Raw genomic sequence first — 16,465 nt, forward strand, 5'->3', positions numbered from 1 at the left:
GGGGTGTACGCACCGAGGCAACGAGGTGTTAAGCCCACGAGAACTAACAGACCGAGCCACATTCATTGGCGCTGACGCGCCACGACTCGCATGAGTTCAGGCGGTACCTGGATCGCACGATATACACGGTTGGTATCGAACCAGACCGACACAGGCGTCCCTCGCTCGAGAGCGCGACGAGAGAGGGTTTCGGTTCGAGTCCGAGAGTCGGCATAAAGGCGGCCAAAGCGGTGGGGGAACACCCGTACCCATTCCGAACACGGAAGTTAAGCCCACCAGCGTATCGTGAAGTACTGGAGTGAGCGATCCTCTGGGAACCACGAGTCGCCGCCTGCCCACTCATACGGGAGTGATCTCCCACCCGAGCCCACGGACCGCACGTCCGTGGGCTGTTTTCATACACAGAGCAACCGCACCCGACCGCTAGGCTTAAACGCTCGACAGCGGTAGGTGCGATTGGCGCCAAGGTGGCAGAGTCCGGTCAGACGCAGCGGCCTGCAGAGCCGCCCAACGCCGGTTCAAATCCGGCCCTTGGCTTTCAATTTTCTTCGGGACTCGGCAGTCGTGATCGGTCCCGTGAACTGACCCGCTTAGTAACCGTTAAACACTGGGTGACCCATGCGTGAACCATGCAACGACGCGCTGTGGCCGTGTTCGTCGCGCTGTTCCTCGCCATCGCGGGTGTGGCGGGCGCGCTGACCGCGACGGCCGATAGTCCGGAGATAGCGCTCGAGAACCCGGAGATCGATGTCTCTCAAGGAGATTCGATCGAAGTTGGGGGAGAGTCGTACACGGTAACCGATATCTCGGAGACGCAGGAAGGCGGCGGCGGGCACGGCGGTGCGGCGACGACGGTGATTTCGGGGACACTCGAACGCGAGTACACCGCCGAGATGTCCGAGACGTGGGCGAACGGGTCGACGGTCGCCGTGGGCGACCGCAACTGGCGCGTCGAGATCCCCGGGGGGAACGCCACCGAGTTCACCCTCGTTGAGGTGCTCGACCGGCAGGCGATCCTCGAAGCCGACGACGCGGCCGAGAATCAGACGGTGACCCTCGACGACGGCGAGTACGTCGCGGTGACTGACGGTTCCGGTGAGCGGACGCTGGTGCCCGTCGACGAGTACTTCCGCGAGCCCGAGGAACGCTCGTACGCGACGGGCGAGACGCTCGAATACAACGGACAGACGGTCACCGTCGACGAGGTGACGGCCGACGGCGCCGTTCTCGTGTGGCAGGCGACCCAGACGGAGACGATCGACGTCGCTCAGGAGTCGGTCGTGACGCTCGGCGACACGGACTACATCGCGCACTTCCCCGACGCGTCGACGCTTCGGATGTCGACGGACATCGAGGCGTACGAGGCGCAAGTCGCCGAGATGGATCGGTTCAACCAGTACAACAGCGGTCTTTCACGCGTACTCGTCCTCTCGCTGCTGTCCTCGGTACTGCTCGCGGGGATGGCGTTTATCCCGTCGCGGTACTGATTTCCGGTCGGCCCGGGTCGTTGTTCGGGTTAATTTCCTGAAATTTCACCGACTGCGACCGCTGGACGAGGACCGGAAGCGCACGATCCGGTGGTTCGTCGGCTGCTGGCGCGCGGGGCACGGCGACGAAGCGTGCCGAACGCTCGCGCCGATAACATCGGTGTCAGCCGGTCACGGTCCCGTCCCTCTCGATTTTATACGGCTCGGTCGCCTTCGGATCGGTATGAGCGACGAGAATCGGGCTCCGGTCACGTCGGAGCTTCCGGACGCACCGTTCCACACCAGCGGGACCGACCACATTACGGTTTGGGGGAGCAACGAGGAGGACACGCTCGCCTTTTACCGCGACCTGCTCGGGATGCCGCTCGTGTTGCGGCAGCCGAACCTCGACGACCCCTCGCAGACGCACCTCTTCTTCGACACCGGCGACGGCCGGATACTCACGGTGTTCGTGAGCGACGACCGGGCGTCCGCTCGCGGCCAGCGCGTCAACACGGGGGCGGTCCACCACCTGTGTTTCAGCGTCGAACCCGACGAGTACGAGGAGATCATGGCGGCCCTCGAGGAGGCCGGGAAGGGGTACAACGTGTTCGACCGGGGTATCTTCCACTCGATTTACACCCAGGACAACAACGGGCTCGTCATCGAGCTGTCGGCCGACAAGTACGAGATTCCCGACGACCGTAAGGGCGAAGTGCTCGCGACCGCGCAGCGCCTCCGCGAGGAGGACGGCGCCGACTTCGCCCAGGACCGCCACATGGAGGGGGCCCTCGAGGAGCTCGGACTCCCCGTGAACAAACACGACCTGCCGGACGCCGACGCCGGCGTGGGGGTCTGAGATGGCCGACCGCTCTCCGGGACCGCACGCGGGGGACGACCCCCACGGCGACGAACCGCTGGTCACGGCCGGAACGTCGCTCGACGACGCGGACGCGGCGCTCGTGCTCGTCCACGGCCGCGGCGCGACCGCTCGCAGCGTCGTCGACCTGGGCGAGCAGTTGGTCGGCGACCGTGAGGTCGGGATCCTCGCACCCGCGGCGGCCGGCAACACCTGGTACCCGAACTCTTTCCTCGCCCCGGTCGCGGACAACGAGCCCGGTCGGAGCTCCGGGCTCCGGGCGGTCGGATCGGCGGTCGATCGCGCGGTCGACGCCGGGATCGCCCGCGACGGCGTCCTCGTCGGCGGCTTCTCGCAGGGTGCGTGTCTCGCGAGCGAGTTCGTCGCCCGCAACCCGACCCGCTACGGCGGGCTCGCCGTCTTCAGCGGCGGCCTGATCGGTGAGACGGTCGACGTCGACGACTACCTCGCGGGCGCGGTCGAATCCGGCGAGGGCGGGCCGGCGGACGGCGACGAGGGCCCGCTCGCCGGCACGTCCGCGTTCGTCGGCTGTAGCGACGTCGACCCGCACATTCCCGAGGAGCGAGTCCACGAGACGACAGCGGTGTTGGAGGCGCTCGGCGCCGACGTGGACGAGCGGATCTACGAGGGGATGGGCCACGGGATCAACGAAGACGAGGTCGCGGCGGTGTCGGAGCTGGTCGCGTCGCTGTCGTAGGCTCTCCTTCCGCGGTTCGGCTGTCCGCCCACCGAGGCCGTCACGGCGCTACGGCGATCGACAGGCCCAGCGCCGCCAGCGCCCCGACGAACAGCGCACCCCCGAGCGCCGTCAGCGCGGCCGAGATGCCCCCCGTCACCGTCGCGAGCGACGCCGGGAGGCCGACGGCGAGGACGAAAAGCGTCACCGCGACGATCCCCGTCGCCATCGGGTCGACGCGCCGGACACGAGACCGGAGCCCTGAGACGGTCTCTCGCCGGGCGGCGCCGCGAGCGGTGTCGCCGTCGCTTCGGCCTCGCTCCGTGCGGGTACTGCCCGCGTCCGCACCGTTGCCCTCGACCGGTCCCGGCCGTCGACCGGTGACGATCCGCCAGCGGCCGTTCTCGCTGCGCGCGCGGGCGAACTCCCCGGCGACGAGGTCGGCAGCGGCCGGGGGATAGCCGAGCCCGCGGACCAGCGCGAGGAAGTCGCTCTCGTCGTATCGCCCCGCGGTCGGCCACCGGTACCGGTCGTGTCGCCGCTCGCCGGTCGGGAGGGCGTACGCGACCAGGACGACGTCGCCGTCGCGTTCCCAGTCGATCAGCTGAACCCGGACGGTGCCGTCCCCGACGGCGTGCCGGTCTAACAGGTACAGCTCCGTCGCGTCGTCGAGGGCCGCGGGGTCGCGGTCCGCGAAGGCGAGCGGCGTCCCTTCCGGGAGCGTCTCCGCGCGTTCGGTCTCGCGCTCGCCTCCCTCCGTCTCCGGAGCGTCCATGCCCGAGGTTGTCGCTCCACGGCTATAAGTGTCGGTCCGGACCGCCGAGGCGGCCGAATCCGTCGGCGGTTTCGCGCCTCACGCCAGCCAGTCGTCGGGCTTGGTGTCGTAGTCGACCTCGTCGGCGGCGATGCGCTCTTCGATCGCCTCGTTGAGGTCGTGTTCGGTCACCTCGCCGCCGTCGTACTGGAACCGCACGCCGACCTCGGTGCCCTCGGGCTCCTCGCCGCGGCGCTTCGCGCGCCGGACGGCTCCGTCGTCGTACTCGACGCGAATCGTCGCCAGGTTCACCGGCCGGCCCCACAGCTCGAAGACGCGCTTCAGCGTCGCCGTTGCGCGCTCTTCGTCGAGCGCGACCCCGTTGTACCGGTGGCCTAAGAGCAGCTCGCCCCGGTTCCGGAAGTTCCCGTCCAGCACGACGATCGTCGGCTTCCCGAAGTTCGTGAACCGGAGGAGCAGCTTCTTCCGCACGTCGTCGGCGTCGACGCTGGCGACGCGGTGCTCCTCGGCGGCTCGGCTGTACTCGTAGGTGAAGTAGTTCCCCTCCCGGACGAACTCGTCGGTGAGGAACGCGTCGACGAACGTCACGTCGTTGTGGCTCTCGCGCACCTCGAACATGCGCTCCCAGCCGGCCGCGCGGTCGACGTCGTCGATCGCCGCCGCGACCGTCTCGTACCGGTCGACGTCGAACAGGTACCGCGCCTGCTCTTCGAGCGCCTCCCGGGAGACGTTCCGGAGCGCGCCGCGGTGCTCCGGCCGCGAGAGGACGTAGTGGCGTTCGGCGAGCCCCTCGCGCGTGAGCAGCTTCCACGGGTACCGCTCGACGTCGATCTCGTCCCCACCGTCGCTCGGGGCGTCGCCGCCGGACTCGTTCCGGACGGACAGCGCCCGGTCAACCGCCTCGGCGTCGACGCGCGGATCGCCCGCGGCGGCGAGGTCGGCGAGCTCGTCGAGCGTCGCCGGCCCGGCGCCCGCGATCGCCGGGTCCGGTTCGAGCAGGTCCGCGACCTCGTCGAGGTCGACCCGCGAGTGGAAGTTCTCCGGCGTCACCCCCTCGACGCGGAGCAGCTTGTCGAGCACCTCCCGGCGCGCCGCCCGCAGCTCCACGTGCGTCCACAGCTCGAAGCCGAGCTTGTAGGGGTTGAGTCCGGACGAGCCGAGCACCCGCGACATGTGGTCGGCGTACGTGAGGAATTCGTCGGGGCCGGCGAACCCCTCGCCGCCCATCATGATCGACTCCCAGTAGGTCGCCCACCCCTCGTTCATCACCTTCGTCTGCTTCTGCCCGGCGAAGTAGTACGCCTCCTCGCGGATCGCGTCGATGACGGTCGTCTCCCACGGCTCGCGGTCGACCGCCTTCCCGCTCTCCGGGTCGTACCGCTTCCCGTGATCGCGTAGGAACGCGAGCACGTCCGGGCGCGGTTCCTCCGGCTCAATCCCCTCGCCCCTCGATTCGAGCCACTTGTCGTCGAACACGTCGCGGCGCACCTCCTCGGAGAGGTCGAGGTCGTCGATCCGCGCTTCGATCGCCGCGAGCGGGTCCTCGTCGCCGTCGCTCACGTCCGCGGCGACCCCCGGCTCCTCGACCGACCGGGCGGCGTCGACCGGGCTGTGCTGGTCGATCGTGTCCTCTAACGCGGTCACGGCGTCGATCAGGCGCTCCACCTCGTCGCGATCGACCTCGGCCCGCCTCGCGATCGCCGCGATCCGGTCGGCGTTGCGCTCCAGTCGCGCCGCCGCGTTCGGGCCGTCCTCCCCGCGGTCGGCGTACAGCCCGAACCACTCGTTGTTCGCGAAGAAGTCCGCGTGCGCCTCGACGTGAGTGATGACGGCCTTCTGGTCGGCGGCCGAGTTCGACTCCTGGAGGAACGCGTGCGCCGGGTCGTCGTTGTTGACGATCTCGAACGCCTTCCCGAGCCCGTGGCGGTCCAACTTCGACTGCCGCTCGTAGTTCATCCCCCACCGCCAGTGCGGGTAGCGCCGCTGGAACCCGCCGTAGGCGATCAGCTCGTTCATCTGGTCGTGGTCGACCACCCAGTACCGCACGGGGTACGGCTCCAGCCCGAGCCGCTCCGCGAGCTCGCGGGCCTCGCGGGCCGGCTCGTCGAGCGCCTCCGCCTCGCGTTTCGCCTCGATCCGGTCGTCCCTCATCGGCTCCCACCTCCGTCGGTCCGGCGGGCGGCCCCGCCGGCGTCCGCCCCCTCGGCCGACTCGGTACTGAGTATCTCGTAGATGGCGTCCGTGACGTCGTCCGGCTCGGTGACGCGCGCGACCGCCACGTCGTCGGCGTCGCCGAACGCCTCCTCGACCTCGTCGGCGTGGCGGGCGTTCGCCGCGCCGTCGCCGGGCTGGGTCTCGACGTACGCCTGGAGGTTGGCGTCGATAGACTCCATCGTCGGGATCACGTTGTTCGTCGTGTCGCTGCCGGCGTTCTCGGAGTCGCCCGCGGCGAACACGTACCGGTTCCACTCCGAGTACGGGTACTCCTCGAGGATCTCCTCGGCGAGGTCGTACGCGCTGGAGATACGGGTGCCCCCGCCCGACTGGACCCCGAAGAACTCCTCGCGGTCGACCTCCCACGCCTCCGCGTCGTGGACGACGTACCGGAACTCGGCGGCGTCGTACTTCCCGGTCAGGTACCAGTCCATCGGGGTGAACACGCGCTCGACGAGCTCGCGTTTCGTCTCGCGCATCGAGCCGGAGGCGTCGCGGACGTTGATCACGACGACGTTGCGCTCGCGCTTCTCGATCACCTCCGGGTGGCGGAACCGCTCGTCCTCCCGGCGGAACGGGACGCTCTCGAGCCCCTCCCGGCGGATACGGTGGGTGACGGGCTCGCGGTCGAGTTCGGCGTCGAGCGCGTCGAAGCTCTCCCAGCGGTCGAGCGCCGCGACCGGCTCGCCCCGCTCGTCTTCGAGGGTCGCGGCCGCGTCGGCGATCCACGCCCGCGAGACGGGGATCCCCTTCCCGCGCGCCCACGCGAAGACGTCGTCGACGTCGGCGCCGTCGACGAACAGCCCCTCCCGGACGTACGCCTCGTCGAAGTCGGTCGCGAGGTGGCGCTTCAGCCCGCGCTTGAAGAACTCGTCGACGTCGAGGGTGCCCCGCGGCCCCGCGCGGGCGGTGTCGGTGAAGTCGCCCTCCACCTCCTCGACGACCCGCTTGCCCTTCGGTTCGAGGTCGAGCCCGAGCGCCTCGTCGAGCTCGCGGGCGAACTCCTCGGGGTCCATCTCGTAGTACTCGTGGTCGCCGCCCTCCTCGCCCGGGTCGCCCGCTTCGTCGCCGTCGTCCGGTTCGGGCTCGACCGGCTGACCGGGCTGCGGCTGCCCGTCGCCGCCCTGCCCCACCCCGCCGGCGGCGCGCTGGTCGTACTCGAACGCGGGGAGGTCGACGACCTTGATCGGGATCCGGATCCGCTCGGCGTCGGAGCCGCCGAGGTCGCCGCGGCTGATGAACTCCGCGAGGTCCTCGCGGCGGCTCTCGCCCACCTCGCGGAACCGCTCGCGGTCCTCGGTCAGTCCCACGGGTCACCACCCCCGTTCCGGTCGGCGCCGCCGTTCGGTCCCTCGTCGCCGGCGCGGCCGGCGTCGACGTCGGGCCACTCCTCGCGTACGTCCTCCATCACGGCGCGGCTCGTCAGCTCCGCGGACGCGCGGCTGTACCCGCGCTCGCACAGGCGGGCTATCGTCTCCGCCTTCACCCGTTCCGTCTCGGTGTCGGCTGGCGGGTCGGGCCACGCGGCGGGGTCGAGGTCGGGGAACCGGCGCTTCACGTCGGCGAGGTCGTTCGCGTCGATCACCGCCTCCAGCTCGGGCACCTCCCCGAGGTCGACCTCGTCGACGCTGAACTCCTCGCCGCGGTTGCGCCACGCGTACCGCGTGAGCCCGCGGATCACCCGCTCGCGCCGGAAGCGCTCGACGTCGCGGGTCGGGTCGGTCCCGCGGTAGTCGCGCTCGTCGAACCGCCCGAGCGTCTCCGTCTCGAACACCTTCATCGCGAGCGGGTCCGGCGCCTCGTCTTCGCGGTCGCGCTCAGTCGGGTCGTCCTCGTCCCACGCGTACACGTGCTCGACGTACTCCGCGACCGTCTCCGTCGGGACGGTCTCCTCGGCCAGCACCGCGTCGATCACGTCCTCGCGCTGCCGCTCGCGGATCCGCTCCGCGACCGGTCCGCGCCGCCCCTCGAACTCCGCGGCCTCGGCCCGCGAGAAGAGGGGCGCGTCGGCCAGCCCGTCCGCCATCGCGTCGAGCACGTCGGTCGGGGTGACGACGCGCTCGACGGGGAGGTCGGGGTGGCTCCGGTCGGCGGTCGTCGCGAGCAGGTCGGCGACCGCGTCGCGGGCGTAGGTGACCGGGATCCCGTTGCGTCCGTCCCCCGCGGCGAGGTCGACGTCGTCGACGGTCACCGCGTCGTCGCCGCGCCGGACCTCGCCGGTCTCGTACAGCTCCGCGGTCTCGACCAGGTCGAGGTCGCCGGGGAGGTCGTCCCCGTCGAGCCGCGTGACGACCGCGTACAGCGCCGCGGCCCCGACCGCGTGCGGCGCGAGCTCGCGCTCGACGAGGCTCCCGTCGGACTCCCGGACCTCGATCGACAGCGGCGCGGCGCCCGGGCCCCGGGCGTCGTCGTCCGCGTCGCTCCCGCGGTCGCCGCCGGCTCCGTCGGCGTCCTCCTCGACCGCGGTGGCCCCGGCGATCTCCCGGCGGAGCAGCCGCGCCTCCAACCGGCGGTTCGTGAGGTAGCGGAACTCGTGTTTCGAGAGCCGGCGCTTCAGCGCCTTCAGCGGGTCGGCGTCGCCGCGCTCGGCGTGCCGGTCTAGCTCCGCGTCGAGGTCGGGGTTCGAGATGACGATCAGCTGGGTGTCCACGTCCATCCCGATCCCCTTGTCGAGCTTCACGCGCCGCTCGTCGGGGACGTTGAGCAGCCGCCGGAGCAGGTCGGCGTGTTGGCTCGCGTCCTCGACGACGGTGGCGACGCCGTTCCCCTGCGAGAGCACGCCGTCGTAGCTGAACGCCTGCGGGTTCTTCCGGCCGCGCGAGTCGAGCTCGCGGAGCATGCCGCCCATCCACGAGCCGACGAGCCGCTCCTTCGGCGTCCCGTCGTCCTCGGCGTGGAGGACGCCGATCCCCTGGCCGACGTCGACCACGTAACTCGTCACCCGGAGGTGGTCCCGGTCGGTGATCGCCGAGAAGAGGTCGCGGCGCCCGCGCTCGCGGTAGGCCGACTCCAGGTGGTCGTACGCCTCGCGGCTGAACGGGTCGAGCTCCACGTCGGCGGCGATCGGGTACGCGTCGCCGTCGACCGCGTCGGCGATCGACTCCCGGACCGCCTCGGGGAACACCGACAGCGGATGCGACTGGACCGGGCTGCGGTACCACTCTCCGGCGTCCCCGCCGTCGCCGTACGAGAGCGACGCCGGCGCGGCGCCGCCCCCGCCGACGCCGCCCCCGGCGCCCGCGACGTTCCACTCGACGGTGTACCGCCGGCCGGCGTCGGTCTTCGAGAACGCCCGGAGGCCGTTGACCAGGCACCGCTTGAACTCCGACTTCCCGGTCGCGGTCGGCCCGTCGATCCACACTATCGTCTCGTCGCCGCCCCGCCCGGTCGCGGCCGCGCGCAGGTCGTCGACGAACGCGTTGAGCGCGCGGGTGTTGCCGAGGACGGCGTGTTCGCCGTCGTTCGCCGGGTCGTCGAAGAAGCGGTACCGGTCGAGCGTCTCGCCCCGCTCGCGGACCTCGCGGGTCCCGAACGACTCGACGGCGGCGAGGACGTACCCCGCGCCGGAGGCGGCCGCGGTCGGGTGCTCTAACACGCGATCGACGTAGGCGGCGAGGCTCATCGGCGGGTCGTACGCCCCCCTGAGCGCCTCGTCGGCCGCGTCGAGGAACCCCTCACCGTCGGATCGGGTGCGGTCGTTCATCTCAGTCCTCGCCGTCCTCTATCTCCGAGCGCGCGACCGCCGCGCCCGCGTACTCCAACACCTCGGCGGCGCCGTCCTCGGAGTAGCCGCGGTCGACCAACGCCGAGACCCACGCGCTCCGGTCCTCGTCGTCGAGGTCGGTCGCGGACACCAGCGCCGAGAAGTTGATGTTGTGTTTCTTGTCCTCCCAGAGCTTTCGCTCCAGGGCGCGCCGGAGCCGGTCGTTCTCCTGGGGGTCGAAGCCGCGTCCCTCGCGGGCGCGCCGCGAGATCCAGTTCGACACCTCCTGTCGGAAGTCGTCCTTGCGGTCGGAGGGGATGTCGAGCTGCTCTTCGACCGCGCGCAGGAACGTCTCGTCCGGCTCGGTCTCTCTCCCGGTCAGCTCGTCGTCGACGGTGTCGTCGTCGATGTACGCCATCACGTGGTCCATGTACTTCTCGCCCTGTCGGCGGAGCTCGTCCACATCGTACGCCAACGCGTGGCGCACGTCCTCGATGGCGCGCTCGCGGTACTCCTCGCGGACGCGGTCGAGGAGGCGCTCGTAGCGGTCGAGGTCCTCGGCGGCGATCGATCCGTGGCCTCCGAGGTTCGCCTCGAAGTGATCGAAGACGGACAACGGCGAGAGGTACCCCCGCTCGCGGTGGGTGGCGTCCATGATCGCCTCGGCTATCTCGTCGCCGACGAACCGCGCGGAGATGCCGTCCATCCCCTCGCCGACGTCGGCGGACTCGGCGGCGTCCTCGCGGAGCTTCCGTCGGTCGATCTCCTCGTCTTCCAGCTCGCCGTTGTACGCCTTCGCCTTCTCCACGAGCGTCACCGTCTCGTCGGTCGGCTCCTCTAAGCGAGTGAGCACGCCGAAGAGGCCCGCCATCTCCAGGGCGTGCGGCTCGACGTGGACGTTCGGTACGTCCGCGTTCGCGAGCATCTTCTCGTAGATCTTCGCCTCCGCCTCGTACTCCAACACGTACGGGTAGTCGATCCGCTTGGTGCGGTCGTTGAACGCCTCCATCTTCTCGTCGCCGGTCTTCTCGCGATACTCCGGCATGTTCGTCCGCCCGACGATCACCTGGTCGATGTCGATCCGCGGGTTGTTCTTCGGCTTGATCGTCGACTCCTGGGAGGCGTGGAGGAAGTCGTAGAGGAACTCCCGCTGGAGCTTCAACAGCTCCTCGCCGGAGAAGAGGCCGCGGTTCGCGTTGCAGAACGCGCCGGCGTAGTCGAACGCCCGCGGGTCGGACTCGCCGTAGACGGCGAGCTTCGCGTAGTTGACGTCGCCGGTGAGCTCGGTCTCGTCCTGGTTCTTCTTGTCCTTCGGCTCGAACGTCTCGATGCACTCGCGGCGGTTCTCGTCTGCGATGAGCCGGACGACCTCGACGTGCTCGTCGAGCACGCGCTCCAAGTCGTCGTCGTAGTGCGCGAGCAGCTCGTTCAGGTAGAACTCCGATGCCGGGTCGGGGTGCTGGTCGTTCCGGAGCGTGTAGGGGGCGTCGAGCCGCTCGTTGAGGTCGTCGATCACCGCCTGCCGCTGCGGCTTCGGGAGGAGGACGAGCGGGTCCTGGCTCATCGGCGAGCGGACGGCGTCGTCGTCCGGGTCCTGGTCGTCGATCACCGAACAGAGGTCGACCCAGCGGAAGGTGTACATCCGGCCGGCGTCCTCGCGGGTGTACGCCTCGAAGTAGCGGCGCACGAGCCAGTCGAAGTGTGACTTGCCGGAGCCGACCGGACCGAGCAGGAGCTTGATCCGCTTCTCGGGGCCGAGCCCGCGGGCCCCGGACTTCACCTTGTTGACGAACTCGTGGATCGCCTCGTGGACCTCGCGGCCGTAGAAGACGTTCTCGCCGTCGTGGAGCGGGTCCTCCGCGGCGAGCGCGTACTCGACGACGCCGCGCTCCTCGTCGTAGTGGGTCCCGTAGTGGTCGAACATGTCCGCGACGCGCTGGTGCGCGTTCCGCGCGATCTCGGGGTCGTCGTACAGCGCGTCGAGGTACCAGTCGAACGAGCGCGCCGCTCTGAGGTCGTCGGGGACCGCCGTCCGGTACTCCTCGCTGAGCCGTTCGAGCGTGTGTCGGTCTGCCATCGTATCACGTTCGCTCGGAGGGGGTGGCGACGTCGCCGGCGCCCGTCGCGACGGTCAGAGCCGCCGCTCTCCGTGCGCGTGTCAACAGCTCGTCGAGCCGCGAGCGGCGCATCGTCGGAGTGCGCGTCGGTGCCTGTGGTCGCCTCGCCCGTATCCGAGGCTATATATGTGCCGGGGATTGCCACGGATAAGCGTGTCGCCAGTTGACACGCGTCACGGACGGGCGGCGCCGTCGCCCTCACCGGATCCGCCCGGTTCGCTGACGGTCCGTCGGCCGGTCTTATGACTGCCCCGTGAGATCCACGGCGCGGGGCGGCCCGCGACCCCCGCGGATCGCTCGCGCGCGCCGACCGCGGTGCGCGCCGTCGGGGCCATACATCGCCCGGACGGCGCGCCGTCCGGTCTCCCCGTCGGAGAACCGGAAAGCTCGCCCCCGGAACCCACCCTTTTGCCCGACGCCCGCCCAGTGCGCGTGTGACGTTCAGCATCTGCGTTCGCGAGCGGTACACCGACGAGGGCGGCGACGACCAGATCCGGTTCGGCGTTGCGGTGACCACTCGACTGCCGGGCGTCGGGACGCTCTGTCCGTTCGCCTCCTCGGACGGCGCGGTGGCGACCCAGTCGCTCGTCAACGTCGAGTTGGGGCGGAAGGGGATCGAGTATCTCGACGACGGCCTCGCGGTCGACGACGCGCTGGAGGCCCTCCTCAACGCCGACGAGGGGAGCGCCCAGCGCCAGCTTCACGGCGTCGACGCCGACGGGACGTTCGCGTTCTCCGGCGACGAGTGTAACGACTGGTACGGCCACCGGGAGGGACAGAACTACACCGTCGCGGGCAACCTCCTGACGGGCGAGGACGTGATCGCAGACACCGCGGCCGCCTACGAGTCCGACGCCCACGGCGACGCGCCGCTCGCCGAGCGGCTGATCGACGCGCTCGCGGCCGGGCACGCGGCGGGCGGCGACAAGCGCGAGGACCTCGAGGTCCAGTCCGCGGCGCTGCTCGTGCGGAACACCGAGGAGGAGGCCGACGACCCGTACTATGACGACCTCCGGGTCGACGCGAGCGAGACGCCGGTGGCCGACCTCCGCGAGACGTACGAGACCGCGAAGCGCGGCTACGAGACGATTTTGGAGAAGTACGCGGAGGAGGAAGACGAGGCGGAGACCGACGACGAGGCGGACGACACCGACGCCGACGCCGGCGACGCGGGAGCGAGCGACGGCGAGTAGCGTTCCCTCGCTACACCGACAGCCGCGCGAGGATCGGCAGGTGGTCGGACGGGTACCGGCCGCGGTCGTCCCGGTCCGCGAGGGTCGCGAACGCCTCGACCGACACCCCGGGCGAGACCAGGGCGTGATCGATCCGCCGGTCGTCGATGAGGCGGGCGAAGTCGGTGAGGCTCGTCCCCGGGCCGTGTCGGAGGTCGGCGGCGGCCGCGGCGTCGCGGAGCGAGAGGCCGTCGTCGGCAGTCGGGTTTCCGGGAGCGTCGTCGTCGTCGGCTCCGGAGTCGTCGCCGACGAGGATTCGGTGCGGATCCGACCCCGGCGTACAGTTGAGGTCGCCCACGAGGACGATCGGGGTCGACCCGTCGGCCTCGTCGTTTCCGGCGGTCGCCGCTCCCGGAATCCGATCGCGAAGCAGCCGGGCGGACTCGCGTCGCGCGCGGGCGCTCACGTGGTCGAAGTGCGTGTTGACGACGCGGAGCGCGGCGTCGCCGTCGACGGCGCGCACCCGGGCCCACGTCGCGATCCGGGGGTAGGCGGCGTCCCAGCCGGTCGAGGGCTCGTCGGGCGTCTCGGAGAGCCAGAACGTGTCGCCCTCGACGACCTCCCAGCGCTCGCTCCGGACCGCGATCGGGCACCCCTCGCCCTCGCCGCCGGCCTCGCGGCCGCGTCCGGCGAACTCGTACGCCGGGAGCCGCTCGCGGAGGTCCTCGCGCTGCTCGGGGAGCGGCTCCTGGAACGCGGCGACGTCGGGGCGGTGGAACCGGACGAGTCGCCCGACGGCGTCCCGGCGGTCGTGCCAGGCGTCGTGGTGGTCGCCGCGGTTGGCGTAGCGGACGTTGTAGCTTAACACCCGGATCCCGGTCATTACGTCGGAAATCGCGGGCGAGGCGATTAAAAGACGCGGAGCGATCGCGCGTTCGCTCGCGTCGTGGTCGGTGGGTCTGATGCCGATTATTTATAAGCGGGTGCGTGCGGATCGGCAGCGAACACCGCCGAATCCCCAGTTGGGAGGCGATACGTGACCAATACCGTTCCCGAGAACCGCCCCTTCGAGTCCCGCCCCGCACGGCACCTCACGCCTCCCCAGCCTCGTTGGGCGCGTCCTTCGGGCTCCCTTCGGTCGCCCTCGTCGCGCCCGACTCCCTCGCGCGTGCTGTCTCGCGGCCTTCGCTTCGCTCCGGCCGCTCGCAGGCACGCAGGGAGGCGCGACGCGCCTCTTACAGCCGGCGGCAGAGCCGCCGGCGACGCCACCGCAGTTCTATTTACAAATAGCGTCGTCGCCGGCACCGCTCGCGCTCACACCGAGAACTCGTAGAGGTCGTCGCCGACGTGGTGAATCGAATCGACGACCTTCCCGCTGTCGCCGGCCATCTCGTCGCCGTCGACCAGCGCGCGACCGACGGCCAGCACCTTGCCGTGCGTCTCCTCGGCGACGACGACCAGCTCGCCCTCGCGGATCTCCGGATCGGCCTCGACGATACCGGGACGCATCACGTCGGCCCCGTCCGAGACGAACGAGATTGCGCCCGCGTCGACGGTGACGACGCCCGCCTCCGGGTCGAAGTCGTTCGCGCCGCGGACCGTGAGAAACGGCTCGTCGTCGTCGACGTAGAAGACGGCGGGGTCGCCGTCGACCAAGACGAGCTCGTAGCCGGCGTCGACGAACTCCACGAACTCGAAGGTGTCCCCGTCGATGTCGACCCCGAGGTGGTCGGCGACCGCCTCGCGGATCGCCGTGATCTCGTCGCTCCGGAGGTGGTGCCGGGATTTCACTTCCATGCCCGTCCCGTCGACCGCTCGGCCGATAAATGGACCGCTCCGCGGCGTCCCCCGTCCGCCGGCCCCCGCCGTCCGGGCTCCCACGCGGTTGGACCGATCAAAACGGCCTTATGCCACCTCTCCATATCGGTTCGTATGCTCAACCCGCTCATTGCGAACGTCGCGAACCCGCCCGCGATCGTTCTCGGGGCGATTGCGACGCTGCTCATCGTCCTCGTCACCTCGGTGAAGGGAACGGGCTGGGAACCCACGACCGACATTTCAGAGGACGTGCTCGAACACCGAGCGTCCGCCGTTCCGGAGACCGAGTTCCCCGAACCGGGCAACCGCGCGGTCGGCGGCGGCGGCGGGGGTGGCGGCGCCATCCCGGCCGGCGGTGCCGAGGGCGAGGAGGGCGAGCTCGAAGAGGGCGGCACCGCCGGCTCCGGCCCGGGCGACATCCCCGAAGACGAGGTGGAGTACTTCGAGGTCGAGTTCGTCAAGCAGGGCGAGACGGTCGAGCTCTCGAACGACCAGCCCATCCTCGAACAGGGCGAAGACGAGGGGTGGGACCTCCCGTACGCCTGCCGCCAGGGCCAGTGCGTCTCCTGTGCCGGTCAGATCACGGACGGGCCGAGCGAGGACTTCGTCGAGCACGACAACCAGCAGATGCTCGAGGAGGCCGAGATCGACGACGGCTACACGCTCACCTGCGTCGCCTACCCGCGCGACTCCTTCAGCATCGAGACCGGCGAGGCGCCGTAGTCCTCCCGCTTTCGCCGCCTCGTCTCGTTTTCCCGTCGCGTTCGCTCGCGACACCCTTTTTCGCGTCTCGCTCCAACCGCTCGTATGTCCGTCACCACGGCGCTCGTCGCCGGCGGCGGGGGCGTCGCCGTCGCGCTGATCGCCGCGGCCGTCTACCGCGACGCGGTCCGCGTCGGCGTCGACCTCGGCTCCCCGGCGACCTGGGCCGCGCTCGTCGTCCTCACCGGCGGCGCGAGCCTCGTCACGCTGGTCCTCGTCCCCGACGCGCCGCTGCCCGGCGTCCTCGTGTTGACCGCGCTCGGCCCGCTGCTGTACCTGCTCGAACGCGACGACTCGATGAACGGCGACGACGCGGCCGACCCGACCCGGCTCCCGAGCCAGTCCGGCGACTCCGCCGACCGGAGCGACGAGCCGGAGCGGTAGTCGCTCGACGACGGCGACGGAGCCGCGGCCCTCGCGGGCTCGTTCCGTCTCATCGACGATGACACAGTTCCTTTCGATCTGTTTTACCGCTCCTAAACCGCAACTTTCCATACCGTCGGCGACGAAGGACGGGCAATGAGCGACGAGAGCGACGAGAGCCTCGCGGACCGGGTCGAGCGGTGGATGGTCGGACAGATGCCGATCATCCAGATGCACGGCGGCACGAGCGTCGTGCGCGAGGCGGACCCCGAGACCGGCGAGGTCGTCGTCGAACTCGGCGGCACCTGCTCCGGGTGCGGCATCTCGAACATCACCGCCGACAACATCCGCCGCGACCTCATCATGGACTTCGAGGAGGTCGACAACGTCACCGTGCGAACCGCCTCCTCCGGTGACAACGGCGCCTCGACCGTCGAGGGCGGCCGCGGCGGCGAGCTGAAACACGAGACCGAGTCCGCGAACCACTTCTGAATCGGGCGGGCCGGAGGGCGTCCGTCG

Annotated in this window: 14 protein-coding genes, 1 tRNA gene and 1 rRNA gene; 9 read left to right on the forward strand and 7 right to left on the reverse strand. The window is 70.3% G+C overall.

Annotated features, from left to right (window positions below):
• Window positions 1-214 precede the first annotated feature (214 nt).
• The 5 genes from rrf to BM286_RS05030 all read left to right on the forward strand — a co-directional run bounded on the left by rrf (window position 215) and on the right by BM286_RS05030 (window position 3,043).
• A 5S ribosomal RNA gene (rrf, locus tag BM286_RS05010) occupies window positions 215-336 on the forward strand.
• A gap of 125 nt (window positions 337-461) precedes the next feature.
• Window positions 462-537, forward strand: a tRNA-Cys gene (locus tag BM286_RS05015).
• Between the two features lie 107 nt (window positions 538-644).
• Entirely contained in the window at window positions 645-1,487 is an 843-nt protein-coding gene (locus tag BM286_RS05020; RefSeq protein ID WP_092921299.1) for a hypothetical protein, read from the forward strand.
• A gap of 223 nt (window positions 1,488-1,710) precedes the next feature.
• Complete coding sequence (locus tag BM286_RS05025; RefSeq protein WP_092920504.1) at window positions 1,711-2,325, forward strand: VOC family protein; 615 nt, start codon at window positions 1,711-1,713, stop codon at window positions 2,323-2,325.
• 1 nt (window position 2,326) lies between these two features.
• Window positions 2,327-3,043, forward strand: coding sequence for an alpha/beta hydrolase (locus BM286_RS05030; RefSeq protein WP_092920505.1), 717 nt, complete (start codon window positions 2,327-2,329; stop codon window positions 3,041-3,043).
• Window positions 3,044-3,083: 40 nt separating this feature from the next.
• Here BM286_RS05030 and BM286_RS05035 read toward each other — a convergent pair whose 3' ends face one another.
• From BM286_RS05035 to BM286_RS05055, 5 genes are all read right to left on the reverse strand, one after another.
• On the reverse strand, window positions 3,084-3,797 hold the full coding sequence (locus BM286_RS05035) for a hypothetical protein (protein WP_092920506.1): 714 nt from the start codon (window positions 3,795-3,797) through the stop codon (window positions 3,084-3,086).
• Window positions 3,798-3,875: 78 nt separating this feature from the next.
• A complete protein-coding gene (locus BM286_RS05040) occupies window positions 3,876-5,948 on the reverse strand; it encodes a SpoVR family protein (RefSeq protein WP_092920507.1) in 2,073 nt (690 codons plus the stop codon).
• Window positions 5,945-7,321 (reverse strand): DUF444 family protein, encoded by a 1,377-nt coding sequence (locus BM286_RS05045; protein ID WP_092920508.1) that lies wholly within the window; start codon window positions 7,319-7,321, stop codon window positions 5,945-5,947. The genes BM286_RS05040 and BM286_RS05045 overlap by 4 nt, the downstream gene beginning before the upstream one ends.
• Complete coding sequence (locus tag BM286_RS05050) at window positions 7,312-9,714, reverse strand: kinase anchor protein (RefSeq protein ID WP_092920509.1); 2,403 nt, start codon at window positions 9,712-9,714, stop codon at window positions 7,312-7,314. Before BM286_RS05050 ends, BM286_RS05045 begins: the two co-directional genes overlap by 10 nt.
• Window position 9,715: 1 nt before the next feature.
• Window positions 9,716-11,791, reverse strand: coding sequence for a PrkA family serine protein kinase (locus BM286_RS05055; RefSeq protein WP_092920510.1), 2,076 nt, complete (start codon window positions 11,789-11,791; stop codon window positions 9,716-9,718).
• Window positions 11,792-12,265: 474 nt separating this feature from the next.
• Between BM286_RS05055 and BM286_RS05060 the strand changes: the two genes are divergently transcribed.
• Complete coding sequence (locus BM286_RS05060; protein ID WP_092920511.1) at window positions 12,266-13,024, forward strand: DUF1028 domain-containing protein; 759 nt, start codon at window positions 12,266-12,268, stop codon at window positions 13,022-13,024.
• A gap of 10 nt (window positions 13,025-13,034) precedes the next feature.
• On the opposite strand, the gene BM286_RS05065 is transcribed toward BM286_RS05060, so the two are convergent.
• Window positions 13,035-13,886 (reverse strand): endonuclease/exonuclease/phosphatase family protein, encoded by an 852-nt coding sequence (locus BM286_RS05065; protein ID WP_092920512.1) that lies wholly within the window; start codon window positions 13,884-13,886, stop codon window positions 13,035-13,037.
• 431 nt (window positions 13,887-14,317) lie between these two features.
• Window positions 14,318-14,800, reverse strand: a complete 483-nt coding sequence (locus tag BM286_RS05070) for an RNA-binding protein (protein ID WP_092920513.1) — start codon at window positions 14,798-14,800, stop codon at window positions 14,318-14,320.
• 135 nt (window positions 14,801-14,935) lie between these two features.
• On the opposite strand from BM286_RS05070, the gene BM286_RS05075 reads away from it, so the two are divergent.
• The 3 genes from BM286_RS05075 to BM286_RS05085 all read left to right on the forward strand — a co-directional run bounded on the left by BM286_RS05075 (window position 14,936) and on the right by BM286_RS05085 (window position 16,438).
• Window positions 14,936-15,544 carry a 2Fe-2S iron-sulfur cluster-binding protein gene (locus BM286_RS05075; RefSeq protein WP_092920514.1) on the forward strand — a complete coding sequence of 203 codons (609 nt, stop codon included), beginning with the start codon at window positions 14,936-14,938 and terminating at the stop codon, window positions 15,542-15,544.
• A gap of 84 nt (window positions 15,545-15,628) precedes the next feature.
• Window positions 15,629-15,967, forward strand: coding sequence for a hypothetical protein (locus BM286_RS05080; RefSeq protein WP_092920515.1), 339 nt, complete (start codon window positions 15,629-15,631; stop codon window positions 15,965-15,967).
• 135 nt (window positions 15,968-16,102) lie between these two features.
• The gene (locus BM286_RS05085) at window positions 16,103-16,438 is read left to right on the forward strand and encodes a NifU family protein (protein WP_092920516.1); all 336 of its coding nucleotides are present in this window, start codon (window positions 16,103-16,105) and stop codon (window positions 16,436-16,438) included.
• Window positions 16,439-16,465: the final 27 nt, after the last annotated feature.

This window comes from Halorubrum sodomense (assembly GCF_900111935.1).
In the GTDB taxonomy this organism is placed as follows: domain Archaea; phylum Halobacteriota; class Halobacteria; order Halobacteriales; family Haloferacaceae; genus Halorubrum; species Halorubrum sodomense.

Excerpts from the sequence above, each read along its gene's own strand:
- BM286_RS05025 (WP_092920504.1), top strand. The coding sequence starts at position 1,711 with ATGAGCGACGAGAATCGGGCTCCGGTCACGTCGGAGCTTCCGGACGCA.
- BM286_RS05030 (WP_092920505.1), top strand. The coding sequence starts at position 2,327 with ATGGCCGACCGCTCTCCGGGACCGCACGCGGGGGACGACCCCCACGGC.
- BM286_RS05035 (WP_092920506.1), bottom strand. The coding sequence starts at position 3,797 with ATGGACGCTCCGGAGACGGAGGGAGGCGAGCGCGAGACCGAACGCGCG.
- BM286_RS05040 (WP_092920507.1), bottom strand. The coding sequence starts at position 5,948 with ATGAGGGACGACCGGATCGAGGCGAAACGCGAGGCGGAGGCGCTCGAC.
- BM286_RS05050 (WP_092920509.1), bottom strand. The coding sequence starts at position 9,714 with ATGAACGACCGCACCCGATCCGACGGTGAGGGGTTCCTCGACGCGGCC.
- BM286_RS05055 (WP_092920510.1), bottom strand. The coding sequence starts at position 11,791 with ATGGCAGACCGACACACGCTCGAACGGCTCAGCGAGGAGTACCGGACG.
- BM286_RS05065 (WP_092920512.1), bottom strand. The coding sequence starts at position 13,886 with ATGACCGGGATCCGGGTGTTAAGCTACAACGTCCGCTACGCCAACCGC.
- BM286_RS05070 (WP_092920513.1), bottom strand. The coding sequence starts at position 14,800 with ATGGAAGTGAAATCCCGGCACCACCTCCGGAGCGACGAGATCACGGCG.
- BM286_RS05075 (WP_092920514.1), top strand. The coding sequence starts at position 14,936 with ATGCTCAACCCGCTCATTGCGAACGTCGCGAACCCGCCCGCGATCGTT.
- BM286_RS05080 (WP_092920515.1), top strand. The coding sequence starts at position 15,629 with ATGTCCGTCACCACGGCGCTCGTCGCCGGCGGCGGGGGCGTCGCCGTC.
- BM286_RS05085 (WP_092920516.1), top strand. The coding sequence starts at position 16,103 with ATGAGCGACGAGAGCGACGAGAGCCTCGCGGACCGGGTCGAGCGGTGG.